The organism is Pedobacter sp. CFBP9032, assembly GCF_034045265.1.
Classification (GTDB): Bacteria; Bacteroidota; Bacteroidia; order Sphingobacteriales; family Sphingobacteriaceae; genus Pedobacter.
This window is the reverse complement of record NZ_JAXCWE010000005.1, coordinates 352,143-376,335: the sequence shown is the minus strand read 5'-3', so window position 1 is coordinate 376,335 and position 24,193 is coordinate 352,143. Positions and strand designations below refer to the sequence as shown.

25 protein-coding genes are annotated in these 24,193 nt (G+C 36.6%); 8 read left to right on the top strand and 17 right to left on the bottom strand.

Annotated features, from left to right (window positions below):
• Positions 1 to 43: 43 nt before the first annotated feature.
• Complete coding sequence (locus tag SOM16_RS12345) at positions 44 to 472, bottom strand: hypothetical protein (protein ID WP_320464303.1); 429 nt, start codon at positions 470 to 472, stop codon at positions 44 to 46.
• Between the two features lie 235 nt (positions 473 to 707).
• On the opposite strand from SOM16_RS12345, the gene SOM16_RS12340 reads away from it, so the two are divergent.
• Positions 708 to 1,169: a DUF4268 domain-containing protein gene (locus SOM16_RS12340; protein WP_320464302.1), complete on the top strand. Its 462-nt coding sequence runs from the start codon at positions 708 to 710 to the stop codon at positions 1,167 to 1,169.
• Here SOM16_RS12340 and SOM16_RS12335 read toward each other — a convergent pair.
• Positions 1,166 to 2,317, bottom strand: a complete 1,152-nt coding sequence (locus tag SOM16_RS12335) for a tetratricopeptide repeat protein (protein ID WP_320464301.1) — start codon at positions 2,315 to 2,317, stop codon at positions 1,166 to 1,168. The genes SOM16_RS12340 and SOM16_RS12335 overlap by 4 nt on opposite strands.
• Before the next feature lie 136 nt (positions 2,318 to 2,453).
• Between SOM16_RS12335 and SOM16_RS12330 the strand changes: the two genes are divergently transcribed.
• Entirely contained in the window at positions 2,454 to 2,750 is a 297-nt protein-coding gene (locus SOM16_RS12330; protein WP_320464300.1) for a hypothetical protein, read from the top strand.
• A gap of 21 nt (positions 2,751 to 2,771) precedes the next feature.
• Complete coding sequence (locus SOM16_RS12325; RefSeq protein WP_320464299.1) at positions 2,772 to 3,362, top strand: porin family protein; 591 nt, start codon at positions 2,772 to 2,774, stop codon at positions 3,360 to 3,362.
• Positions 3,363 to 3,417: 55 nt separating this feature from the next.
• On the opposite strand, the gene SOM16_RS12320 is transcribed toward SOM16_RS12325, so the two are convergent.
• From SOM16_RS12320 to SOM16_RS12310, 3 genes are all read right to left on the bottom strand, one after another.
• A complete protein-coding gene (locus SOM16_RS12320) occupies positions 3,418 to 4,344 on the bottom strand; it encodes a YihY/virulence factor BrkB family protein (RefSeq protein WP_320464298.1) in 927 nt (308 codons plus the stop codon).
• A gap of 65 nt (positions 4,345 to 4,409) precedes the next feature.
• On the bottom strand, positions 4,410 to 4,811 hold the full coding sequence (locus tag SOM16_RS12315; RefSeq protein ID WP_320464297.1) for an META domain-containing protein: 402 nt from the start codon (positions 4,809 to 4,811) through the stop codon (positions 4,410 to 4,412).
• A gap of 118 nt (positions 4,812 to 4,929) precedes the next feature.
• A complete protein-coding gene (locus SOM16_RS12310; protein ID WP_320464296.1) occupies positions 4,930 to 5,337 on the bottom strand; it encodes a DHCW motif cupin fold protein in 408 nt (135 codons plus the stop codon).
• 117 nt (positions 5,338 to 5,454) lie between these two features.
• On the opposite strand from SOM16_RS12310, the gene SOM16_RS12305 reads away from it, so the two are divergent.
• Entirely contained in the window at positions 5,455 to 6,243 is a 789-nt protein-coding gene (locus SOM16_RS12305) for a hypothetical protein (protein WP_320464295.1), read from the top strand.
• A gap of 4 nt (positions 6,244 to 6,247) precedes the next feature.
• On the opposite strand, the gene SOM16_RS12300 is transcribed toward SOM16_RS12305, so the two are convergent.
• The 5 genes from SOM16_RS12300 to SOM16_RS12280 form a co-directional block, all read right to left on the bottom strand.
• Positions 6,248 to 6,859, bottom strand: a complete 612-nt coding sequence (locus SOM16_RS12300; protein WP_320464294.1) for an alpha-ketoglutarate-dependent dioxygenase AlkB family protein — start codon at positions 6,857 to 6,859, stop codon at positions 6,248 to 6,250.
• A complete protein-coding gene (locus SOM16_RS12295) occupies positions 6,835 to 7,083 on the bottom strand; it encodes an Ada metal-binding domain-containing protein (protein ID WP_320464293.1) in 249 nt (82 codons plus the stop codon). The genes SOM16_RS12300 and SOM16_RS12295 overlap by 25 nt, the downstream gene beginning before the upstream one ends.
• Before the next feature lie 2 nt (positions 7,084 to 7,085).
• Complete coding sequence (locus tag SOM16_RS12290; protein ID WP_320464292.1) at positions 7,086 to 7,937, bottom strand: methylated-DNA--[protein]-cysteine S-methyltransferase; 852 nt, start codon at positions 7,935 to 7,937, stop codon at positions 7,086 to 7,088.
• 82 nt (positions 7,938 to 8,019) lie between these two features.
• Positions 8,020 to 8,376: a hypothetical protein gene (locus tag SOM16_RS12285; protein ID WP_320464291.1), complete on the bottom strand. Its 357-nt coding sequence runs from the start codon at positions 8,374 to 8,376 to the stop codon at positions 8,020 to 8,022.
• Positions 8,377 to 8,494: 118 nt separating this feature from the next.
• Positions 8,495 to 9,139, bottom strand: coding sequence for a hypothetical protein (locus SOM16_RS12280; protein WP_320464290.1), 645 nt, complete (start codon positions 9,137 to 9,139; stop codon positions 8,495 to 8,497).
• An 837-nt stretch (positions 9,140 to 9,976) separates the two neighbouring features.
• On the opposite strand from SOM16_RS12280, the gene SOM16_RS12275 reads away from it, so the two are divergent.
• Entirely contained in the window at positions 9,977 to 10,321 is a 345-nt protein-coding gene (locus tag SOM16_RS12275; protein WP_320464289.1) for a single-stranded DNA-binding protein, read from the top strand.
• 63 nt (positions 10,322 to 10,384) lie between these two features.
• Here the strand turns inward: SOM16_RS12275 and SOM16_RS12270 are convergent, their stop codons facing one another.
• The 4 genes from SOM16_RS12270 to SOM16_RS12255 form a co-directional block, all read right to left on the bottom strand.
• Positions 10,385 to 12,436: a TonB-dependent receptor gene (locus SOM16_RS12270; RefSeq protein WP_320464288.1), complete on the bottom strand. Its 2,052-nt coding sequence runs from the start codon at positions 12,434 to 12,436 to the stop codon at positions 10,385 to 10,387.
• Between the two features lie 78 nt (positions 12,437 to 12,514).
• The gene (locus SOM16_RS12265) at positions 12,515 to 13,834 is read right to left on the bottom strand and encodes a sorbosone dehydrogenase family protein (RefSeq protein WP_320464287.1); all 1,320 of its coding nucleotides are present in this window, start codon (positions 13,832 to 13,834) and stop codon (positions 12,515 to 12,517) included.
• Between the two features lie 124 nt (positions 13,835 to 13,958).
• Positions 13,959 to 15,299 carry an ankyrin repeat domain-containing protein gene (locus SOM16_RS12260; RefSeq protein ID WP_320464286.1) on the bottom strand — a complete coding sequence of 447 codons (1,341 nt, stop codon included), beginning with the start codon at positions 15,297 to 15,299 and terminating at the stop codon, positions 13,959 to 13,961.
• A 23-nt stretch (positions 15,300 to 15,322) separates the two neighbouring features.
• Positions 15,323 to 16,501 carry an ankyrin repeat domain-containing protein gene (locus SOM16_RS12255; RefSeq protein WP_320464285.1) on the bottom strand — a complete coding sequence of 393 codons (1,179 nt, stop codon included), beginning with the start codon at positions 16,499 to 16,501 and terminating at the stop codon, positions 15,323 to 15,325.
• A 353-nt stretch (positions 16,502 to 16,854) separates the two neighbouring features.
• Here SOM16_RS12255 and SOM16_RS12250 point away from each other — a divergent pair, with 353 nt between their 5' ends.
• Positions 16,855 to 19,074, top strand: a complete 2,220-nt coding sequence (locus SOM16_RS12250) for an NADP-dependent isocitrate dehydrogenase (protein ID WP_320464284.1) — start codon at positions 16,855 to 16,857, stop codon at positions 19,072 to 19,074.
• 84 nt (positions 19,075 to 19,158) lie between these two features.
• Here SOM16_RS12250 and SOM16_RS12245 read toward each other — a convergent pair whose 3' ends face one another.
• Positions 19,159 to 19,569 (bottom strand): transposase, encoded by a 411-nt coding sequence (locus SOM16_RS12245; RefSeq protein ID WP_414692256.1) that lies wholly within the window; start codon positions 19,567 to 19,569, stop codon positions 19,159 to 19,161.
• Positions 19,570 to 19,900: 331 nt separating this feature from the next.
• Between SOM16_RS12245 and SOM16_RS12240 the strand changes: the two genes are divergently transcribed.
• On the top strand, positions 19,901 to 20,308 hold the full coding sequence (locus tag SOM16_RS12240; protein ID WP_320464283.1) for a hypothetical protein: 408 nt from the start codon (positions 19,901 to 19,903) through the stop codon (positions 20,306 to 20,308).
• 60 nt (positions 20,309 to 20,368) lie between these two features.
• Here the strand turns inward: SOM16_RS12240 and SOM16_RS12235 are convergent, their stop codons facing one another.
• Positions 20,369 to 22,189: a DNA polymerase III subunit gamma/tau gene (locus SOM16_RS12235; protein ID WP_320464282.1), complete on the bottom strand. Its 1,821-nt coding sequence runs from the start codon at positions 22,187 to 22,189 to the stop codon at positions 20,369 to 20,371.
• Between the two features lie 321 nt (positions 22,190 to 22,510).
• Positions 22,511 to 23,383 carry an AraC family transcriptional regulator gene (locus SOM16_RS12230; RefSeq protein WP_320464281.1) on the bottom strand — a complete coding sequence of 291 codons (873 nt, stop codon included), beginning with the start codon at positions 23,381 to 23,383 and terminating at the stop codon, positions 22,511 to 22,513.
• A gap of 175 nt (positions 23,384 to 23,558) precedes the next feature.
• On the opposite strand from SOM16_RS12230, the gene SOM16_RS12225 reads away from it, so the two are divergent.
• Complete coding sequence (locus tag SOM16_RS12225) at positions 23,559 to 24,152, top strand: hypothetical protein (protein WP_320464280.1); 594 nt, start codon at positions 23,559 to 23,561, stop codon at positions 24,150 to 24,152.
• The last annotated feature ends 41 nt before the right edge of the window (positions 24,153 to 24,193 follow it).

The window sequence follows — 24,193 nt, the reverse complement described above, 5'->3', positions numbered from 1 at the left end:
CGTTGGAAGTTATCTGTATTTTCAAAAGACTTGGTGCGATTTTTTATTTTGCCTTCCGGATATACACATAATCAACAGTGTAGGTAATATTATTGATTTGAAGAGTAGTCATATTTCTCAATTCGTTATTTACAAGGGTGAGGATTGATGTAGTACTTCCATTTTTCAACGAAATTTCGTTGCCTGTTCTCGAATACGTTTGTTCTGCTGAGTTCCAGTAATCGCAAGCTGGCCCGCCCGCAAAAACCCGGTAGGTGCCATTGTTTAAAAAGGTAAATTTTACTTCAGCACCTATACAACCACTTTGCACGATCCTGTAATTGGTTTCAGCTTTTCCGTTTATAACTATTGCCGGCGTTACTGTGGCTGTTGATAATGACCAATCGTAATCAGTAAGATCGTTGTTGGCTGCATTGTTTTTCTTACAGGCGAAGGCGAAGAGAAGTGCGAAAATAAAGATTAGTTTTTTCATGGTTTTATTTTTCTATAAAACGAATGAGGGACTCGTAACGCTACAGGCGGTCAGTTAATTATCATTACACAACAAGACCTGTTAACAGGATCTGATATTGTTTTGGCTTTCATAAGTGGTTTTAAGCTTGCAAATTGAGGTTTATTTTAAATATAAGGATTAATGCTTTAATATTGCAGCTTTTGGCAGTCGAGGCTTATTTAGCCTGAGTTTTATTGCAAATTACAATATTTATATGTACAGTAAAGATGAAGCCGCCAGGTTAAGGCAGCAGTTTTGGATTAGTTTCGGACAATACATGAAACCCGTTCCTTCGGCGGGTGGAAGCACCGTACATTGGATCAATTACAAAACAGGGGTAAAGAATATTTTCTTTAAGATGGACGTAGATAATAAAAAGGCAAGCATCGCCATTCAGCTTAGCCATTCAGATCCAGAGATTCGACACTTAATTTTTGATCAGTTTGAAGAATTTAAGCTCATGTTCACTAACACTGTAGGCGAAGAATGGGACTGGCAAAGAGATTTTACGGATGAATATGGTAAAGTGATCAGTCAGATTTCGCTCACCATAACGGGCGTGAGCATCTTCAACCAGCAGCATTGGCCACAATTGATTTCTTTTTTCAAGCCTCGAATCATTGCCCTTGATGATTTCTGGGATAACGTTAAGCCAGTTTTCGAAGACCTGGTTTAATCAGTAATATTTAACTGAGCAATCCGATCTTTCGTAAACTTAATTTCGTCCTTGTCATCTTCAGGATTAGGCTTGCTTTTCAGGTATAAATGATAATAACTAAGCGCCGATTTTCGCTGATTTAATTTAGTATCGTAAAGTGTCGCGAGCCGATAGTAGATCGTTGGATTAGCTTTAAATTGCAGTCCTTTTTTATAAGCTGAATTTGCCAATGCAAACTGACTGTTCTCTTCGTACACCAGCCCCAATAGCGCATAATAACTTGTTGTGTTTGGCGAAATGGCTTCATCAATTGTTTTCTTGGCATAAACAGCAGCCATTTTATAATTCTTTAAGTATCGAAAACTTAAACTGGTAAAATATAAGGTATTCTCGTTTTGCATCAGCAGGCTTTCGAGAAGCGAAAAAAGTTTGATCGCTTTGTTATAGCTTTTTGTATAATAATAAGCTTTCGCCACATCTTTAATTACACCTGCATCCGTTCCATCCTTCATTAATCTTTCTCCAGAGGTAATTACTTCCTGATATTTTTTTAATTGATTAGCAATGGGAAGTATCGCCCGTTGCAGTACCAGATTTTCACTATCAGCTTTAATAGCAATATTAAGCACTTCATAGGCCTTATCATAATTTTGGAAAACGGAATGTACTTCAGCCAGGTCACCGGCCACGTCTCCTTCATTTGGATTAATCTGGTTCGCTTTCAGCAGGTAAACAAATCTTAAAGAGTCTTTGGCAGATGGATATAAGTTGGTTAATAGTTTATAAACGTTGAAATTATTGCTGTCGATTTTCACAATTTCACTATAATATTTCTTTGCCTTATCGTTGTTGCCGCGTTTTGTACTGATATTGCCTAAGCTAAATAGAATGGGCAAACTCTGAGGCTGGATTTGATAAGCCTTGCTATAATATTTCTCTGCTTCAATGTTATTACCTGCCATTAAAAAACAATAACCTATTTGCGTTAAGGCTTTTATATCCTGGGTATCATCACCAAATATGCTTTTCAGGTATACTCCAGCATCAGCATAACGCTGGTTTTGGTATAAATCAAACAACCTATCCTTATCTACAACTGTTGCATTTTGTGCAAAGCAAAAAGAAGAGAATAAAGAGAATAGCAGGAGTGTACATAGATTTTTCATAACCAGATTTGTTTTTAACTAATTTATTAGTTGTTTTTGATTATTCCAAATTAGAATTGAACATTCTGTAAATAAAACAAATTGAAGACGAGTGGGTTTATAAAGGGAACAGTATAAAATTTAAAAAATAGAACCTATGAATACCTTACAGAAATTCGAATTGATGGAAAAAATTGTGCGTGAATTAGAGGATTTACAGAACTCTCAAACGGCACTTATTCAAAAGATCGGTAAAATTGAAGTGGATAATATTGAGTTATCCGATGCTAGATTAGAGAAAGATTTACCAGATATTCACCAAAATTTAGCTGATAACTTAGATACTATCTCAGGAATTTTAGATTACTTTGCAGGTAAGACACAAAATTTTGGCGATAAAAACAATGTTGATGCCTTGAAAGAACAAGAAGCAATCAACAATGCGACTAGCTAATTAACTTAAACCCTATTTTATATGAAATCTTTATCATTAACTATTGCCTGTTTATTTGTATGCTTTTTTGCAAGCGCACAGTTATTACCAACCTTCCAGCTAGGATTAAAAGCCGGAGCAAATTTTTCTAAGTTTGATAGCGATAATACTTTCAGTAGTGATAATCGTGCTGGTTTTTATGGCGGTTTATGGGCAAGAATTGGTGGGGCAGGTATTCATTTTCAACCAGAACTTTACATTTCAGGGAAGAAAACGAATTTAGTTAGTGATGCAACAGGCCAGGTAAATAAAGTAAGCTTTACAAGTTTGGATGTTCCATTATTGGTTGGAACCAGAATAGGCGCTTTAGGTGTTGGCGTAAGATTAAATACAGGACCAATGGTTTCATTTATTTTAGATGAGAAACAAAGTTTCGGTCAGGCTACCGGCAATGTTTTTAATGGAAACTTCAAAAATCAGGCATTTGCATGGCAATTTGGCGCAGCACTCGATATTAAGAAATTAAGTATCGATGCACGTTATGAATTGGGCTTATCTAAATTAAATAAAGATGGTTATCCGGGAACAAAATTGAGTTTGTTTACGGTAGGTTTAGGATATAGAATTTTTTAATCTGATACTAGATCATTAATATTAAAAAAGGGCAAACATTAAGTTTGCCCTTTTTTTATGTCGTTTTTTCTGTGTCGATTTCCGTAAGCTCATAAGCATATGATCCATTTTTCGGGATAATCGGCGTTTCCCTGCCAATACTTAAAGCCTTAATGTAAGATGCACCAAAATAGAAGATGAGCGATGAATAAAATACAAAAAGCATAATTACAATAATAGATCCTGCTGAACCATAGATATTGCTAATGTTGCTCAACGGCAATAGAATTCTCAATATGTATTTGCCTGCAGTAAACAGACAACCAGTAAGTAAACCCCCAGAAAATGCGGCCTTCCAGGTTGGTCTGCCATTGGTTAAATACCTGAATAGCGTCGTAAACCAGGTGGTTACGATAATTACAAAAATAATCTGATTAAGTATTGAGGTAAGAACCAGGCTAAACGATGGTGAATTGGTTTTTAAATATGCACCGATAATGGCCTGGACACTATCTGCTAATAAGCCTATAAAAAACAAGATTCCAGCGAATAAAATGATCGTCATGGATATCCCTCTTGATTTCAAGGTTGCTAATATTCCCTTTTTATCTTTTTGTCCAATGTTCCAGATTTGTTCTAAAGAATTTTTGATCACATTAAAAAGCGTAGTCGCCACGAAAAGAAAAAAGACGAAACTAAATAAGGTGATATACCATGCCTGATCAATTCCCCTGATATTCCGAAGGGTTAACTTAATTTGTTTGATGCTATCCTCATCCAGGATATTGGCCAACCGCTCAAAGATATTAGTGAATAATGTACGCTTATCTGTAAAAAGCCCGAACAAGCGAATCAATATAATAAGAATTGGTGGTAGGGCAAAGTTGGTGAAGAACGCGGTGGCTCCCGCCAGGCGTAGCGGATCATTCTGTTGAAATAAAACGAACGCATTTCTTCCGGTTAGGAAAAAAAAACGTAATTGACCTGTTAGTTTAGACAGCATGCTCAGTTAATAAGAGACCGAAATTACTGAAAATACTTTGTTTCGCTCCATTTGCTTATAGATTGTTAGTTGGCAAGTTTTTTAAATACAAGCAGTTTCTTATCTCCGTTTAGTAACTGGAGTTCATTCTCGTTTATTTTAGCATCTGTTACCTGATTAATGGCTTGCACATAGGCCCGTTCGGCAGCATCGGTTTCCTGGCAAAACATCCTGGTACTGATAATATCTTTCAATGCAATTTTTTGGTCTTTAACTTCCACCTTGCCACCATAACTGTTGCAAAATGATTTACCACTGATTTTTAAGCTGTCGGCAAAAAAAAGCGTCGCTTTAGTGGTTGCAGGAAGCGTTAAGCCAGGTAACTCAATTAACTCCCATTTTGTGTTTGTTAATTTTTTCGGATCATTTTTTTCTAAACAGCTACTAAAAAGGCAGATAATGATTCCGTAGACAAATAAATTTTTCATAGGTTTTGTGATTTGGAAAACAGCAACAATAATTAATCCAAGAAATATTGCGAAGTAAGCGGTGCTCTGTCTCACCTAAGCCTAATTGTGTTAATAAAGGTTGAAGAGGTGTGAATTTTTATCGGGCTTTTGGCTTTAAAAAATTACCATCAACAATCAACAACTTTACGCCTCCTGCAGATATAGACCTGTGGCTGCTTAAATCATCTGATACCACATAAGTCATTCCCTTCGTTAGGCTAAAGGTACTTCCATCTTCCATTTCGCTTACGAAACTTCCTTCAAGGCATTGTACAATATGTCCCTTTAAACACCAATGGTCTGCAAGGTAATCTGGCGAATATTCTACGATTCTAATTCTTAAACCATCGAAATGCAAGGTTTGCCACGTAGCTATGCCCCTTGTGCCTATATGTTCGGTTTTTTCAACATGGTTCCAGTCAATACTGGTAAATGGAATAGTATACATCTTATTTTGGTATAGGGTGAAGAGGTTATGGTCATTCCATACATAATAGATTGACATAAACACGCTCCATATTAACTTCAATTCTACATAAAAATCATATAAAGTTGAAAATTTAATCGGAGGAAAGAAATAAAGATAATAAATTAGCAAAAAAAAAGCAAAAACCTTAAGTCTATGAAAATTACCGTATTAGCCCTTTTACTTTCCGTTAGCTTATTTGCTTGTAAACCGGGTAAATTAGAAACTGTTTACACCCCAAAAGCTTATGCTAATGATGATTTTAATGAGTTTCCAAAAGTTAAAAATCAAACTTTAAATATTGTAACCATAGCACCGGAAACTCCAGAAGGTAAGGAAAGTTATACTGTATCTTTTAAAGATACAACAGTAGCTGTTCAGGATAATCCAAAGCCATTGGCAAATAAGTTTAAGGAAGCAAGATTTATCAATACTCAAAAAACAGCGGTATTGGTTCAGGTAGAAGATGGTACAGGTTTGGTTTCTCCTTTTTATGTGGTTTCAATAACAGATGGAAAAGTGAGCGTAACGAGTTTGAATAGGGCTTCGAATGGTAAGAACGATAAAAAATACACAAAGGGCATACAGGAGATGAGCCTGAGTAATATAATAGTAAACAACGATTTTGCCATTGCACTGGTAAATGGAAAGATTTATCCAATCAAAAGGCAGCAGGAGGGAGAGCGTATTCAAGGCGATTTCTTATTCAATTCTTCTGATAAAAAAACGCTGGTTTTTGTAACAGGAAACTCCCTTTACCAGGTAAACTATCGCACCGGAGAGACCAATAACCTTTCGCTTCCTGCAAAAGTTGCTCAATCTGCTGATGTGGCGAATGAAATCAGACAGGGTTACAGCTGGGCTACCAATGCTAAAGGAACATCGTTTTTAAAGCAAAATCCAGATGATAATCGGATTGTTGACATAAGCGAATTTAAGAAGTAGTCAATTATCCGGCAACCATCGATCGAAAGGTGAGGTTTACCCTTGCCGTAGCAATCTTTTTTGTTGGAGGTAAACGATGCAGCCAGTTTGTTTGTGTTGTATCTTTCATCTCCAACAAACTTCCATTTTCTAAAAATATGCCAATTGTTTCTTTGGAAACCTTATGTTTAAAAAGAAACTTTCTTTCTGCACCAAAACTCATCGATGCAATGCTGGTACTTTTGCCGAGGGCCTTCTCATCATCGCTGTGGTAAGCCATGCCTTCGTTACCATTGTGGTAAAGGTTTAACAAGCAGGAATTATAAGTCGAACCTGTATATTCTTCGGCGATGTTTTTAAGTTCCAGCAATTCTTTTGTCCATGGCAAAGCATGTTTTGTTGATCTTGAATAGGTGTATGCGTATTCACGATCTCCATACCAGGCCACCTTTCTTTTGGTAATGATGTGTTTTCCCATGATAAACGCTTCATCGTTCTTCCATTCAATAGTACTTATCAGCGCTTCGAAATAGGAATTGGCCTTTGCAACTGGAAATAGTTGTCCGAAATAGTGCACCGTGCCATCATAAGGCAAGAAGTTTTTATTTTTATCTATTGTTGAATTAAATAAATCCATCGTTTATATTTTGTGTGTAAACAGTGCGCGCAAGGTCTGAAGCCTGCATCAATCGCTTGCTTTTCTGACTGAAAGAATACCCTGTTTTCTCTCTTCATCTTCTTGCCAGACTTACATTGCAGGCTACCGTAAATTTTTAGTTTAAGATTTCCTCCAAAACAAACTTCTTTATTTTTTATTTTATTTGTTAAGTCGGCGGATGATAAACTAACATGTTTTAACATCTTTATAGTGAATTGATCTCTATTTTTGCTGCTTCCCAACCAATAATGGCCGTTTTACGATTGGTACCCCAGTGATAGCCTCCTAGTGCGCCACTGGCCTGGATTACCCGATGGCAAGGAATTAAAAAGGCAACAGGATTATCGCCAATAGCAGTGCCTACCGCTCTTGATGCTTTAGGATTATCTACCTTTCTGGCAATGCTCCCATAAGTTGATAACCTCCCCATTGGGATTTTTAAAAGCGTTTCCCAAACTTTTAACTGGAATGCGGTGGCTTTTAAATGTAGCTTCACCTGGTTTAGCTTCGTCCAGTCGTTTTGGAAAATCAAAAGTGCATTTTGCTGAATGGGATCAAATTTCCGGGCAAATTTAGCCGCTGGAAATTTAGCTTTTAACTGCATCAACGCAATTTCCTCTTCTTCAGAAAAAACGAGATGGCAAATTCCTTTTTGTGTTGAGGCTACAATAATAGTTCCGAAAGGTGTTTCTGCAAAACTATAATTGATCACTAAATTTTCGCCCCCGTTTTTATATTCCCCAGGTGTCATCCCCTCAATATTTACAAATAGATCATGTAGTCTGCTGGTTCCTGATAAGCCGGTTTCTAATGCTGTTTCAAATAGCGATGCCTGATTTTCTTTCAGACATTTCTTAGCGTATCCAATGCTGATGTATTGAAGAAATCTTTTCGGACTTGTGCCTGCCCATAGACTAAATAATCGTTGAAAATGATAAGGGCTTAAATTTACTTTCTCAGCAATTTCTTCCAGACTTGGTTGACTTTTAAAATTTAATTGAATAAAATTTATAGCCTCTGTAATCCGCGTAAAGTTGATTTCTTCTTGTGCTTTCATTACTTTATTAATTATACACAAAACTACAACGGTAAGTAGACTTTATACACCCGATAATTGCTATGTTTTACAGAATAATAGCTTATAACTTCTCCGCTCTCTTTACCAGTAAAAATTCTTCGTTACTTAACGCCAAGTAACCAAATTCATAACAAAATACATACTTGTTACCATTTTTAGCCTGATAAGTATGTGTATGGTATTCGAAATTAAAACCAGCGGTGAGCATCTTTTTTTTCGAGACCTTAACCTTTCCGTCTGGATTAAACGTCGATAAGAGTTTCCTGTTTTTCTTGAGAATTACATTAATGCTATTAAACACCATTCCATTTTCGCTTTTAATGCGATTGTTGTAATTGTTTCTGCAGCTATCATCACAAAATTTTTTATCGGTTCTGCCTTTCACAGCATCACCACAGTCTAAACACAAGCGTTCCATAATAAATAGATTAAAATATTATGGGATGATGTTTAAAACTAATAAAAATTTATTTGCGGGCAAAATATGATATATATATAGTGTTCTAGAGTTCAGGTTTTGTCGATATACCTCAAGCTCATTTTCCTCCAATCCATACATTGCCTTTTTTAAAGGAATATAATTCTTTAATGCCGTCAATCACTTCGATTTTTTCAGTTCTATGAGGTCTTTTTAATAATTTTCGAAACCACCTATTTGAATCTTCAAAGTCTTTGAAATTTGCATATAAATCTTTAGTTCCAACAGTGATGTTATCATAAATATCTTCGTCTACATGAAGTTCCCATTTCAAGACTGACATCTTTGATTTTAGGTTTCCGTAAGAATTTAGGTTGATTTCTTTTGCTTTGTCGGGTTTGCGTAAGGTAGTTTCATAATAGTCAAGACTATCGCCCATTGCACAAACTACTTGTGACCTAGAAAAGCGATGTTCATAGAGCCAAACCTTTAAATAGTAAGGTTCATTGAGATCGTCTAGTTGCTTTTTCCAACTTTTGTATATCTCAAGAAGTGCATTCAAAATTTTCTGTCTTGTTTTTCCGTATGGTTCTGGAAAGGAACTTTTAATAATTGGAATATCGCACCATGGATGAACATCGATATCAATCCTTCCTCTCTGATTTCGTTTTATATAATCAAGATTTAACTTCAGGTTCTCATTCTGCCATTTAATAATTTGTTTATGGATTCTATTATGCCCTCGTATCTTATTTAACTTCATATCGATTTTACTTGGTCGTCAGGAGAACTTTACTACAGGTTTTTTAACATACATTTTTACCTTCGATTTGTTGAAAATTCCTCTTTATTTGTCGCATGGCGATAGCGTTAAATATGGAATGAAAAGCTGATCTTATATCATATCGTCCTAACGTTGTCTTGTTTATAAAGAGGCGATCGTTATCAAAGATTATGGTAAGCCGTTTTCCCCAGGTGAGCGTCCCTGTTGGTGTGCTACATCTGATAATATGTTGCCCGGAATCATTGATCTTCAATTCCGGATATCTCGACTCTAAAATGTTAAACAGTATAGACCTGTTTCCTGTTTGGTTTGATCCCTTAATAATCGTCAGGTGATTCATGAAATAGAAGCTAGCCGTCATGAATATCCAGAAGAATACGATCAGAAAACCTCCAATCATGGTAATATGACTATGTTGATTTGATAATGGTAAGATTGGGAGTGCAAGCAGAATAATCCAAAGTAAATTTTCATAGCACCTGTTGAAAAAGAATTCGGTATTGTAGCGATAAATTAGTTGAGATCTTTGAATACTGCGGTGCCTGTTGATTTGAGATCTCATAAGTAAATGTAGAAAAATTCTCTCAATTTAAAAGGCTATGGATTTGAGGCCAGATATCATGGCTGGTTTAGCTTTAAAATACTTTTAAATATTTTGTTTTTTATTGCCAGAAGGATTTATCCGTGTTTAAACGTTTATAAACGACTATAAATATTTAACACCCGAATAAATTTTTTCACTGTTTGCACCTTTGTTTTGTCGGTAGCGAGGAATCTACCGTTCATTAAACAATTAGAAACTTAAATTAAAAGATCATGGAAAGTGCAATCAACAAAGTAGTATTAAGCGGTTTTGCAGGAGCAGATGCGGAAGTAAAAAATGTATCAGGAAGCCAAAGATTAGCTCGGGTAAATCTTGCGGTAAATGAATATTACAAAAACGCATCTGGCGAAGAAATGAAACGAACAAACTGGTTTTCGCTAACATTCTGGAATGATAAAGCTGACCTGGCTTCCGCTCAAATTAAAAAAGGTACCAGATTAACTATAGAAGGTAAATTAATAACAGGATCATACGTAGCCAAAGACGGAACTAAAAAATTTACTACAGATATTGTAGTGAACGAGGTGGTTATCAAAGAAATTGATTTAGCCAATTAGTTAGCTGTTAATGATTTATTGGATAAGGTAATCAAGCGGGGGAAAGCCTGATTACCTTATTCACTAAAGTTTAATTGATGTTCCAAGGTAATAGTTCACACCTGCTGTGGCATTATAGTATCTGCCACCCATTGCGTTTAAATCATTTCCTAAGCTGTACTTTTGGTTTAACAGGTTATTCACACCGCCAAAAACTTCAAATTTAAGATTTTTGATATGGATGTCGCGCATCCCTGTCTTAAGTTCAACCAGGTGATAATTCTTCGCAAAAACGGTGTTGCCATCATTAAGCGGAATACTCGAAGTATAATTGTGTTGGGCAAATAAGAATAAGCCTTTATTAAACTGAAAATCTAAACTGCTTACCACAACATTTGCTGGTACACCTGTTAACTTGTTTCCATCAAAATTCAAATTGCCAGCTGTAAATTCCTTAAATCTGAAACGGCTGTAAGTATAATTGCTTTTTATTTCAACTGCATTTAAAAATGAAGCGCTATTTCTAACAATCCAGAATGCAGTCTCTAATTCAAGCCCCTTTTGCGTGGTTCCGCCAGCATTGATGAAAAATTCTGTATCATTTGCATTCAGTCTCCTTACAATCGCGTCATTTAGGTTAAATTGAAATACATTAGCTGCTAAATGCAAACGATTATTTTTTAAATGATACCTGAAGCCTGCTTCATAATTCCAACCAAGTTCTGCCTGAAGATTGTTGTTAATATTATTATCTGAAGCCCTCACCTCAGCAATTGTAGGCGGTGAATACCCTTTACTTACAGATGCCCTGATGGATAATTCATTACTGATTAGATAGGATGTTGCCAGTTTTGGCATAAGTTCAGTATCAAATTTTCTTTCTTTTGAAGCAATAACAGCAGGGACGAAACTTTCATATTTGTATTTATAAAAGTTTAAGCTGGAAGCCAGTTCAATTAAAAGCTTATTGCTGATATCCAAATTTAATCGGAGAAAGGCAAAATTTTGATTGGCTTTTAAATGATCAGAAGCTTGCATTGCAGCAGGTGAACCAGCATTGTTGTCGAAATTTTTTATTTCTGTTTGGGTTGCACCGCTTTCTAATCCCAGTTGTGCATTAAACTTTAAAAGATCGTTGGTTTGTTGATAATCAACAAAGGTTCGCAATCCTAAAGTGCTTTCATACCGTTTTTCGTAATTGGTGATAAAAGGATTTTTAAAGTCGGTATAACTTCCAAACAATGCTATTACATGTTTAAAGTGCTTACTAATTTGATAGTTATTTGATAAACCTCCAAATAGCGTTTCATTATAAATGGCAGCTTTTTGGGCTATTGTGCCTGGCAAAGTGGCGCTTGCAGGTCTGGCTGCTTTTGGATTAAGCTCAAATTGGGCAAGTGTTAAGCCGCCAGGGGTTTCATAATTCAGGTCGCTATAAAAAGCGTACAGTTTTAAGTTCCCTTTATTGCTATAGTTCCATAGGTGATTGGTTTGGAAGTATTTTCTTTCCATAGCACTATTCTCCCGGAAACCATCGCTTCGCTGGTAACCTTGCATAAAGCTGAAACTATAATTTTTGTATTTCTGCTGAATGGCAGCTGTTTGGTGAAACAAGCCATAAGAACCCGCAGTAACAGCTGATGTGATGTTACTCTCGTTTATCTGTTGTGGCGAAATTAAAATCGTTCCGCCTGTATTGGCACCAAAAATACTGGCCTCCGGACCTTTGTAAACTTCAATACTTCCGAGAGATAAAGGATCTATTGCATTTAAATAGGTGTTTCCTCCTGCATCTGTAAGGGGGAAATCATCAATATAAATTTTAATATTTCTGATTCCAAATGGCGAACGCAGCAGACTGCCGCGCAGGGATAGTCGATAACTGCCAGGTGATCGTTCTTCCATTCTTAAGCCGGGAACAATATTGAATGTGCTTACTAACGAACTATTTTGCTGATTTCGGATTAGGTTACTATCAATTAAACTTACTGCCGAAACGGATCTTAACAGGGATTGATTATTATAGTAGCCACGAACAACAACTTCATTTAATCTTTTAGTAGAATCAGTTTTACTTATCTGCGCGAACGTGGTAAGGGAAAGAAATAAGGAAATCGAAGTAAAAAGTATTTTCAATATTTTAAAATTTAGTAAAAATAACAAGGAGATGCATGCTTCCACCATCTCCTTGTATTTTATTGAACGGATAATTAGTTATTTTGCTGCTACTCTCCAAACAACACCACTTACATCATCGGCAACTAATAAGGCGCCATCTGGCGTAAGGGTTACGCCAACAGGTCTGCCATACACATCTGCCTTTTCTGAATCAGCAACAAAGCCTGTTAAAAAATCTTCAGGTTTACCTGTTGGTTTTCCATCTTTAAATGGTACGAAAACAACTTTGTAACCTGCAATCTTTGAGCGATTCCATGAACCATGCTGCCCAACAAAAGCTCCACCCTGGTATTTAGAAGGATATTTGGTGCCTTTATAAAAAGCTAAACCCAAAGATGCCGTATGTGAGCCAACCGGAACATCTGGTGCAATTGTTTTTTTCACCAACTCCGGATTCTTTCCTTTCAGCCTCGGATCTTCATTTTGTCCGTAATAAGCATAAGGCCAGCCATAAAAGGCACCTTCTTTTACACTGGTAATGTAATCTGGTACTAGATCATCTCCTAAACCATCACGTTCGTTTACAGCTGTCCAAAGCATATTTGATCCTGGTGCCCAATCTATTCCGACAGGATTACGTAATCCAGCAGCAAATATTTTCTCACCTGTACCATCTGGATTAATCTCTAATATATTCGCTCTTCGAACTTCATTGTCCATCCCATTTTCGCCTACATTACTACCTGATCCTACGGTAACATAGATTTTGCTTTTATCAGCATTAGCGATTAAGTTCCTGGTCCAGTGATTATTATATCCTCCGGCAGGAAGGCTCATGATTTTTTTGCCTGTAGAGGTGATTTTAGTATCACCAGTTTTATATGGGTATTGCCAAACACCATCGGTGTTTGCTACATAGAAAGAATTTCCAATAATTAACATTCCGTAAGGCTGATTTAAGCCTGTTAAAAAAGTAGTGGTTAATTCTGGTTTACCATCTTTGTTGGCATCTCTATAAAGTAAAATGGTATTTGCGCTTTGTCCTGCAACTTCAGATTTTGCTTTTCCCGTTACGGTGTTGGCAATTTTCTCCTTTGTAGAACGTTCCGAATTTGAAAGTGCTACCAGAACATCACCATTTGGTGCTACAATGGTATTGCGTGGACTTTTAATATTCGTTGCAAATCTGGTTACAACAAAGCCTTCTGGTGCTACCGGAGTTTTATTTTCAGGCCAGCCTAATACTTTGCTGAATTTATTTTTGGAAGCAGTAGTGTCTGGAGCGGGCAAATTAAGTGACTCACTTGTTGTGTTAACAGTAGTATCTGAACCTTGCGGTCCTGATTTTGAGTTCGATTGGCAACTTGCGAGTAAAGCCACTGAGAATATGGAAGCGTAAAAATAATATTGTTTCATGTTTTTCTTTTTTCGTGAATAAGAAGATTTTCAAAATGATAACATTTTAAATGAAGAGATGTTTTTTAAAAAAAATCCTATTCAAATCATGGAAACGAATAACAAAAGATTATTTTAATGAAGTTTAGCTACTTAAAATCTTTCCTTTTTCTACATCAAATTCTTCCTGCGATAAGATTCCGGCATCAAGCAATTCTTTCAAATCAAGCAAAGCCTGTTTTTTTGCTGATAAGTCTAATTTTGGTTTTTCATCAGTAACTGGAGTTTCTGCAGGTTTAGTAAAGGTTGCCTGTGTTGCTGGATTATACTGCAGGAGTAATACCGTAATCTCATTAAAGCCTTTGATGTTTGCATAATCTATAGCCTTTTGCTCTTTCGCATTTACCACGTTTCCATCTGCCTGATGCTCTAATAGCAATTTTACAATATCTTTTTTACCATTTGCAGCCGCATAGTGTAATGCGGTGTTTCCGCTTTCATCTTGGATGTTGATATTGGCACCTTTTTCAACTAATAACTTGACCATGCTTACATTTCCACTTTTCGCAGCTACGTGAAGCAAACTTTCGCCACCATAACTATAATCAGTGTCTAGCGAGAAGGTACTTGCTGATGATAGATTCGTTGCACTTTCTACCCAATCCAGGTAAGAATACATTGATGTTTCATCACCAGAAATAGGTTTAGCATAATTTACATCGACACCATTTTCCAGAAATAGTGCTACAATTTCTTTCTGATTATTTGCGCAAGCATACCAGATTGGAGATTGGTCATTCTTAGAAGATACCAATACATCAGCACCTTTATCCATCAACAATTTGATCAGCATCCTGTTGCTATCGTAACAAGCCTGAAGTAGTGCACTTTCGCCATTATGGTTAACGTGATTAATGTTTGCTCCATTTTCTAAAAGGAGTTCTGTTACCGGAACATTTTTAGAAGCTACAGCAAAAATCAAAGGGGTGTTTCCGCTTTTGTTAGTTGTATTTACATTTGCGCCTCTGTCTAATAACAGCTTAACGATTTCTTTATTCCTCCAGCTGGAAGCGATAAGGAGTGGTGTTTCTGCTTCATTGTTTTCTTCATCTACAGCCAGGCCATTATCCAGTAATTTTTCCAGCACTTCAATCTGGCCGATTCTTGCAGTTAAATGAAGCAAACTGTTTCCGGCCAGATCCTTTATATCTGCTTTAGCACTCTGCGATATAAGATACAGTGCCGTTTGCTTCTGCTTTTGCAGACAGGCAAAATAAAGCGGTGTTTCGCCAGCATGGTCTTCATAATTTAAATCGGCTCCGGCATTAATTAGCAACTGAACCAGATCGAGATAGCCGCGATGTGCTGCATAATGCAAAGCTGTTCTCCCTTTTTCATCCGTATAACCTACTTCTACTTCACCGTTGGCTAATAAAAGCTCCGCTATTTTTCTTTTGCCGCTTTCGCAGGCAATTATAAATGACATCGACATATTTTTCCTGAATCAGATTAAGCGTTTTTCATTAATAGTTCTACTGTTTTGATCTTCAGATTATCATCAGAAGCGAGCATCAGCGGGGTTTTATCCTCGTCGTTGCTAATGGAAGCATCTGCTCCGTTTTCCAACAATAGTTTTACTTTCTTATAAGTTTCCTTAGCCTTCTCTGCTTCAAAATTTACGTTGTAACCGCATACTTTATGAAGTAGCGTATTGCCATGATCATCTTGATGGTTAACGTCTACATTTCCTGAATCCAAAACTGTTTGCAGAATTTCAGGTTGCTTCTCTGCGATTAAGTCTAATGGTGTTTTGTCTTTACCATAATAGGTACTGGCCTGGTAAAGATCTGCACCATCGCTAATCATTGAACCTAAAAGCTCCAGGTTTTTATCACTCGCATACATCATTCTCAGGTATTCGAATAACAGACTTACGCCGGCCTTATTAATGGTTTCAAAATCAGGACTACCAAAATCTCTCAATTTTTGATAAAGGTTAAGGTCTTGTTTGTGTGCTACCGCATAGAAGAATGCAGAATTTCCATCCTGATCGATTTCATTTGGATTGGCCCCGTTTTGCAATAGAATATCCAAATAATCCGGCTTATTAAATTCTATAGCGGTGATAAGTGGTGTTTTCCTCACAATATTTGGAGCGTTTACATCCAGTCCCTCATTTATTAATAATTCCAGGTAGGAGATAGAAAGCTGTGGCTTCATCAGGTTGGTTTTGATTACCTGGTGAATGAGATTTTCTTCTGCATTGTTTGTGAAGTTAACATCACATCCGGCATCAATCAGTATTTTAATCTTTTCTACAGTGGCTCCCTTTTCTAGGAAATAGTTAATCAGTGTTTTAGCCTCAACCTCATCATTAAGATTATCGAATTTAGATATGAAATCCTGGAAGAATCCAAGCGCTTTTTCGTCGTTCTTTAAATTCCAAACTACCTTACCAAAAACACTTTTATCGAAACTGTCAAATTCATAAACATCGGTTTCGATCCATTTACTGGCAACTAATTCATTGATGAGTTCGTATTGTTCATTACTAAATAAACGTTCCAGGATTTGTGATTTCTGGTGTTCAGGAATATTTTTTGATAATTTTTCGCCAGACTGGATAGCAGATAGTGCTTGTTCGAACTGTCCCTGCAATAATAATTGTTCTAAATTCTGTTCACTCATAGATATAATTAGTATAGTTTAACTTAAGAGCTACGCGTTGTAGCGCGTCTAATGAGGGAGATAAGCTCGCCGTCATAGTTGCCCGTTTGATTCGTATTTATTCTTTAACAAATCATGATCCAATTATAAAGCTCAACCATTCGGATGTATATATTGATGATCAAAAAAAGGAAATGAATGGCCTTGTGAATTGAAAAATAAGGGTAAAAATTAATTTTTTGTAAAACACAAATAACATTGCGATGTTCCTTAATTCATTCGATTATTTTATCTTTAGGCGATTTTAAGAAAAGGTCGGTTTACAATTTTAGCCGATTAAATAGTTAACCTTATAAAGCAAAATCAATATAAACATGTCAAGTACATCAAAAATTATCTACACCAAAACCGATGAGGCGCCAATGCTGGCAACCTATTCACTTTTACCAATTGTACAAGCTTTTACCGCATCAGCTGGTATTGATGTAGAAACCAGAGATATTTCTTTAGCAGGAAGAATTTTGGCAAACTTTCCTGAGTATTTAAAAGACGATCAAAAAATTGGCGATGCTTTAGCTGAACTTGGTTCATTGGCCACTACACCAGAAGCTAACATCATCAAATTACCTAATATATCTGCATCTATTCCACAATTAGTGGGTACCATCACCGAGTTACAAGCTCAGGGTTTTGCCATTCCAAATTATCCGGATAATGCACAAACGGAAGAAGAAAAAGCCATTAAAGCTAAATATGCAAAAGTTTTAGGTTCTGCAGTGAATCCGGTTTTACGTGAAGGTAACTCAGATCGTAGAGCTCCAAAAGCAGTTAAAAATTATGCAAAGCAAAATCCACATTCGATGGGTAAATGGTCTGCAGATTCAAAAACTGTGGTTGCGAGCATGACTGAAGGCGATTTTTACGGTTCCGAAAAATCTGTAACCGTTGCTGATGCTACTCAATTCAAAATTGAATTTGTTGCGGCTGATGGAAGTGTAACAGCATTAAAAGGCTTATCTCCTTTAAAGGCAGGCGAAGTGATTGATAGTTCTGCTTTAAGTTTATCGGCTTTAAAATCTTTTGTTGCTAAAGAAGTAGAGGCTGCTAAAGCTGCAGGTGTTTTATTATCTGCTCACTTAAAGGCTACAATGATGAAAGTATCGGATCCTATTATTTTCGGGGCGATTGTAGAAGTTTATTTTGCCGATGTTTTTACTAAATACGCAGCTCTTTTCAAAGAAATCAACATTGATACCCGCAACGGTTTAGGTGATGTTTTCGCAAAGATTGCTGGTCGCCCGGAGCAAGCTGAGGTGGAAGCTGCTATTGCTGCAGCGATTGAAAATGGCCCAGCTTTAGCTATGGTAAATTCAGATAAAGGAATTACGAATCTTCATGTGCCTAGTGATGTGATTGTTGATGCTTCGATGCCTGCAATGATTCGTACTTCAGGTCAAATGTGGAATAAGGATGGTAATGCTCAAGATACTATTGCATTGATTCCGGATCGTTGTTATGCTGGAGTTTATACGGCAACAATTGATGATTGTAAGGCCCATGGTGCTTTCGATGTAACCACAATGGGCTCTGTTCCAAATGTTGGTTTAATGGCTCAAAAAGCCGAAGAGTACGGATCTCATGATAAAACTTTTCAAGCTGCTGCAAATGGAACTATCCGTGTAACAGATGCTGAAGGTAAAGTTTTCTTCGATCAAAAAGTAGAACAGGGTGATATTTTCCGCATGTGCCAAACCAAAGATGCACCGATTCAGGATTGGGTAAAGTTAGCGGTTAACAGGGCTCGTTTATCTGAAACGCCTGCCGTTTTCTGGTTGGATGAAAACAGAGCACACGATAGAGAAATTATTGCAAAAGTTAATACTTACTTAAAAGACCACGATACTGAAGGCTTGGATATTCGCATCCTTGCACCAATTGAAGCAACCAAATTTACATTAGAACGTATCCGTAAAGGTGAAGATACTATCTCCGTTACCGGTAACGTACTGCGTGATTATTTAACTGATTTATTCCCTATTTTAGAGTTGGGTACTTCGGCTAAGATGTTATCTATCGTTCCGTTAATGAATGGCGGTGGTTTATTTGAAACTGGAGCTGGTGGTTCTGCGCCAAAACACATTGAGCAATTTATTGCTGAAGGTTATTTACGTTGGGATTCATTAGGTGAGTTTTTGGCACTTCAAGCGTCATTAGAGCACTTGGCTCAAACACAAAATAATGCTAAAGCACAAGTTTTAGCCGATGCATTAGACGAAGCAAATGCTAAATTCCTGGCAACTGATAAATCTCCGGGTAGAAAGTTAGGTACAATTGATAACCGTGGTTCGCACTTCTATTTAGCCTTATATTGGGCTGAAGCTTTAGCTGCTCAAACTAAAGATGTTGAATTGCAGGCTAGATTTGGACCACTGGCAAAAGCGTTGACTGAAAAGGAATCTAAAATTACCGAAGAGTTAATTGCTTCGCAAGGGAAACCACAGAACATTGGTGGTTACTATCATCCAAATGATGAATTGGCAAGTGCAGCAATGCGTCCGAGTGAAACATTGAATACTGCTTTAGCTTCATTGTAATCGCATCAGTTTTATAATTAAAGTCTCCAATTGAATGTAAATTCGATTGGAGATTTTTTTTATAGTATTAAATAAGATAAATTTTTATTCGTTCAGATAGAATTTATCGAGATCCCATTTCGCTGGGTTGTTCGAAATATTTTCAAAAGCCCTTCCGTCGCGAATGATGTGGTCGTAGAAGCGGGTTTGCCATCCAAATTCAAAATCCAATCTGTTGCAATATTTAGTTGCGGCAGATTTGTATGAGCCGATAATAGATGAAACGGTATTTTTTTCCTGATTTTGGAATCGTTGTTGGCCGGGAGATTTCAGAGACAGGGCATGCCCTGTCTGGACGATCGGGCCAGGATCCAATTTAGCCATCTCATTCAAAATCAAAATCCCATGCACATGATTTGGCATTACAACAAATTCCCCTAGTTCCACGTTTTTTCCATGATTCTTGATTTCGTACCACGTCAAATTAGCAATTACACTTACATTTGATAACACCATTTTCCCATTCTTGACCGCCCCAAAATAGTGCCGTCTATCTTTAGTACAAATGGTGATAAAATACGCACCCTCGTTGGCATAGTCCCAGCTTTTAAACGCGCAGAAGCGATTCTATATTTGTTCTGATATTTTTCCGTCATAGATTAAAGAATTATCAGGCTGTATAAATCGTTTGATTGTGGTTGATTTATAGGGAGGATACCTCAAGGTAAGAAGTATTTGATCATTAAAAAACTTGATGGGAATAATAATCCATTTAAAATGCATGATCTCTCAAAAACCATCTGCGAAACCAGTTGTTGTTATAACAAATAATATAGGAGATATAACCATGTCAGATAACGAAAATAAAGGATCGCAAGATAAAATACACAGTACTACGGAGAGCAGTGAAATAAATAAGGAAAACTTATCATTCGACGAAGTTAAACAGAGCTATGAATTGGACGTGAAAGACGATGATGAAGATTATGATCATCCAATGGGTTATGAAACAGTAGCCACTGGCGCAAAGGATGACGACTCTACCTACGACGAGGCAAACCCGTATGTAGGGGATGAGTATGCGAGCAATGAAGATATTGCTGATGATAATTTAGAAGAATTGGGCATGCATGTAGATAATGGCGAAAGTGTTAAGCTTAAAACAGAAGATGAAATTCTGGCACGTACGCCTGAAGATGATCGTAATGATTTAGATGAGGAAGGTTATCCGATTAACAACGAACCTGAAAAATAGCTTGTAATTAACAATTTTCAGTTAGCGGGTTTATGCCGTTAACTGAAAATTGTTAACTGATTAAGGGTTAATATCTAAATTAAATCGCTTACGCAACTCATCTAGTTTTGGATTTTTGGTTACCAGATAATCATATTTTTCCCGGTTTCCATAAAGCCTGTTTTCAATTTTCCGCTCAACCAGTTTAAATGTAATGTCTACCGCAAAGTTATTTAACTGGTTTCGTAAATAATTCATTAATTCAACAGATTCCTGAACAACAAATTGCTCCTGAGTTTTGCTCTCCACTGAAATTTCTATCAATACCGGACTGATTAACTTCGGTGCGAAGTTATTGAGAATGGTGAACAAATTAATTTTATCCGCATTCTTTAAAATCTGAATATATTTATTCCAGATCTCTAGTAATTGATCATAAGTAAAGGATTCCCGGGCTTCGCCTGTCGCTTTTTTTGGACCACTTTCTTCCTCACCATTAGCAAGACGCTCCAAATCATTTAATGATGGAATTAAGGTGCCTACATTTTTTTTAGGAATGCTGATGCTGATGGAAGTTGCGGATGCAGCCGGGTTACTTTTTGGTGCTTCTTTGTGTTTTCCTTCTAGAGAAATACTCGCCGGAGTTGTAGGTTTAGCTAAGCTTTCGGGGGCGTGAACAGCTTGTTCAATGTCCGCTTTTAGCTTTGGGCTTTCTGCTTTTTCAGCTATGACATCAGTTTTTTTTTTATCCTGATCTTGGTCAGTTGCTGTGTTACTAGGGTTTAAAGGCTGTTGAGCTAATTGGACGACGGATCGAATGTGACACATCTTAATCAAAGCCAGTTCTACCTGTAAACGCTGGTTTTTGGAATTCTTATAATTTAAATCGCAAGTATTGGCTAAATTTAAAGCCGTTAACAAGAACGATAATTCTGTTTGCCTGCACTGATCTAAATATTTCTGTTTGATATTCTCACTTACCTCTAACAATTTTATGGTTGCGGCATCTTTACCTACCAATAGATTACGGAAGTGCGTAGCCAAACCATTAATAAAATTGTTTCCGTCGAAACCATTGTTCAAGATCTCATCAAACAGCAATAAAGTCTGACTAACTTCAGCAGCTGTTAAATAGGAAGTAAGTTTAAAGAAATAATCATAATCTAGAATATTCAGGTTATCAATTACTGCTTTATAGGTGATGTTCTTATTCGCGTAACTGGCAATCTGATCGAACATGGAAAGCGCATCACGTAGACCGCCATCTGCCTTTTGAGCAATAATGTGTAATCCGTCTGATTCGAAAGCAATATTTTCGCGTTGTGCAATCGTAGCCAGGTGATTAGAAATGTCGTCTACCTGAATGCGGTTGAAGTCAAAAATCTGACAACGTGATAAAATGGTTGGTAATATTTTATGCTTCTCAGTAGTTGCTAAAATGAAAATAGCGTAAGAAGGTGGTTCTTCCAGTGTTTTTAAAAATGCATTAAATGCACTTTGAGATAACATGTGAACCTCATCAATAATATAGATTTTATACCGGCCAGCTTGTGGTGGGATCCTAACCTGTTCTATTAAACTACGGATATCATCAACAGAGTTGTTTGAAGCCGCATCTAATTCATGAACGTTAAATGAATGACCGTTTTGGAACGACAAGCAGTTGTCGCAAGTTCCGCAAGCTTCCATTTCTGCTGTAGGGTTAGTACAGTTTATGGTTTTAGCCAGGATTCTGGCACAGGTGGTTTTACCAACACCCCGAGGACCGCAAAACAAAAAGGCCTGAGCAAGCTGGTTATTTTTGATGGCATTCTTTAACGTACCGGTAATATGCTGTTGCCCAACAACGGTTTCAAACGTTGCCGGGCGATATTTACGGGCAGAAACAATAAAATTTTCCATCGGCACGAAAATAGGAAAATTTTTAGATGTTGTTTGGTTGAAAAGTTTAAATGTGGAAAAGTAGGAGCGTTGACCTGGCGAAGATCTGGTGAGCCAGTAAGTTAGAAGTATGCTTTTATAAATTTATTACAAAATATTAAAATTGAGAACCAGGATTTGAAACATTAGACTTTAAAAGTTAACCTTGCTACTTGATACTTACTACCTGATACTTGCTACTCACTACTTGCTACTTACTACTCCCTACTTGATACTTAATACTTGCTACTTAATTCTCACTACTCACTACTCGATTCCCCACTTGCTACATCCAAACCAACCCTATTTAATAATCGATTTCAATTCATTTCTGTACTCAGAAGCACTTTTTCCGGTAAACTCATGGAAAATTTTATTGAAATGGCTGAAATTATTGAAACCACTTTCATAAGAAATGGCCGTAATGCCCATGTGTTTTTCTGATAAAAGCTTAGAAGCATGTACCACACGGTACTCATTTACAAAACGGGTAAAAGTTTTTTTAGTAATTTTTTTGAAATACCTGCAAAAGGATGGAACTGTCATGGCAGACATCTCGGCAATATCTTCAAGGCTGATTTGTTCCTGAAAATGATCCTTCACATAATTGAAGATCATATTAATTCGGTCATTATCCTGAATTTGTGTTTCTATAGAAAAGCCCGAAGCATTTAGAATAGTAAAGTCTTTGGTAACTTCTAATGATTTAAGTACGCCAAGTAACGTTAACAATTTATTGAAAGGATGTTGAAACTCCATGTCTTCGATCAACTTTCCTACCTCTTTTTTGGTTTTCTCGCCGAAGGCAATGCCACCTTTGGCTTTATCAAACAGTTCTGCAATCCATTTGGCTTCCTGCATGGTCATAAAGCCTTCGCCCAAAAAATCTGGCTTCATTTGAATTACCGTTTCATTCTTATTTCCGGTGTGCGTATCTGTGAAACCACAATGTGGAAGGTTACTTCCTATTAATATCAGGTCACCATCAGTATAATAAGAAACGTGGCTTCCAATCTGCCTTTTACCAGCGCCGCCGTTTACAAAAACCATTTCTATTTCCGGGTGATAATGCCATAAGTGGGCCTTATTATTCTCGTTTTCCACGTATTTAGAATAATAGAAAGAACTTCCGAAGGACGGTTCTACAACTTCAAAGCTTGGTTTTAAAGTTTTCATAGGTTTTGCTTAACAAAAATAACAATAAATATGCTGTATTGATGTTCTGATGACAGAAAAGAATAGTTAAGGTTAATATTGCATATATATCGGTGAATATGGTTTCTTTTTCGCTATTAAAAGCAGCGTAATTTTACATTATAAATTAATTGTTCACGTATAAAGCTATTTAATTATGAAAAAGTTCTTACAAATCGGCCTGATCGCAGCGTTATTTTTAACTGCAACCACTACTTATGCAAAAGATGGTGATTTTACCTTGAAAGTTAAGGGTGAAAATGAAAAGTTTCTTCGTTTTTCTTTCGAAGGGAATGAAAATGTTAACTTATCTTTCATTGGAAGTAATAATGAAGTATTATTTCAGGAAAATATTCAGGCAAAAGCTGCTTCCAGCAAACTTTATGATTTAAATGCCTTGCCAGAAGGAAAATATAATATCAGAATTGAGTCGGACACTAAATTGGCTAACTACAAGGTTGTAATTGAGAATGGTAAAGCAACCGTTTCTGAACCAGTATTCTCAGATCTTTTTCATCCTTTGATTAAAAAAGAAGGTGATTTTATTGTTTTAAAAGTAGAGAATGAAGAAGGAAATCCGATTGAAGTTCAGGTGATGAATGAATATAACGACAGTGTGTATACTGAAGTTTTCAAAAATAAATCAGACTTACAAAGAAAGTTTAATATCAGTAAAACTGATTCTCAATCTTTAACATTTGTTGTTAACGTTAAGGGAAAACAATTTACTAAAACGATAGAATTATATTAAGGTTAAACATTGCTAATTGATAGGGAGATTACTTAAAAGTA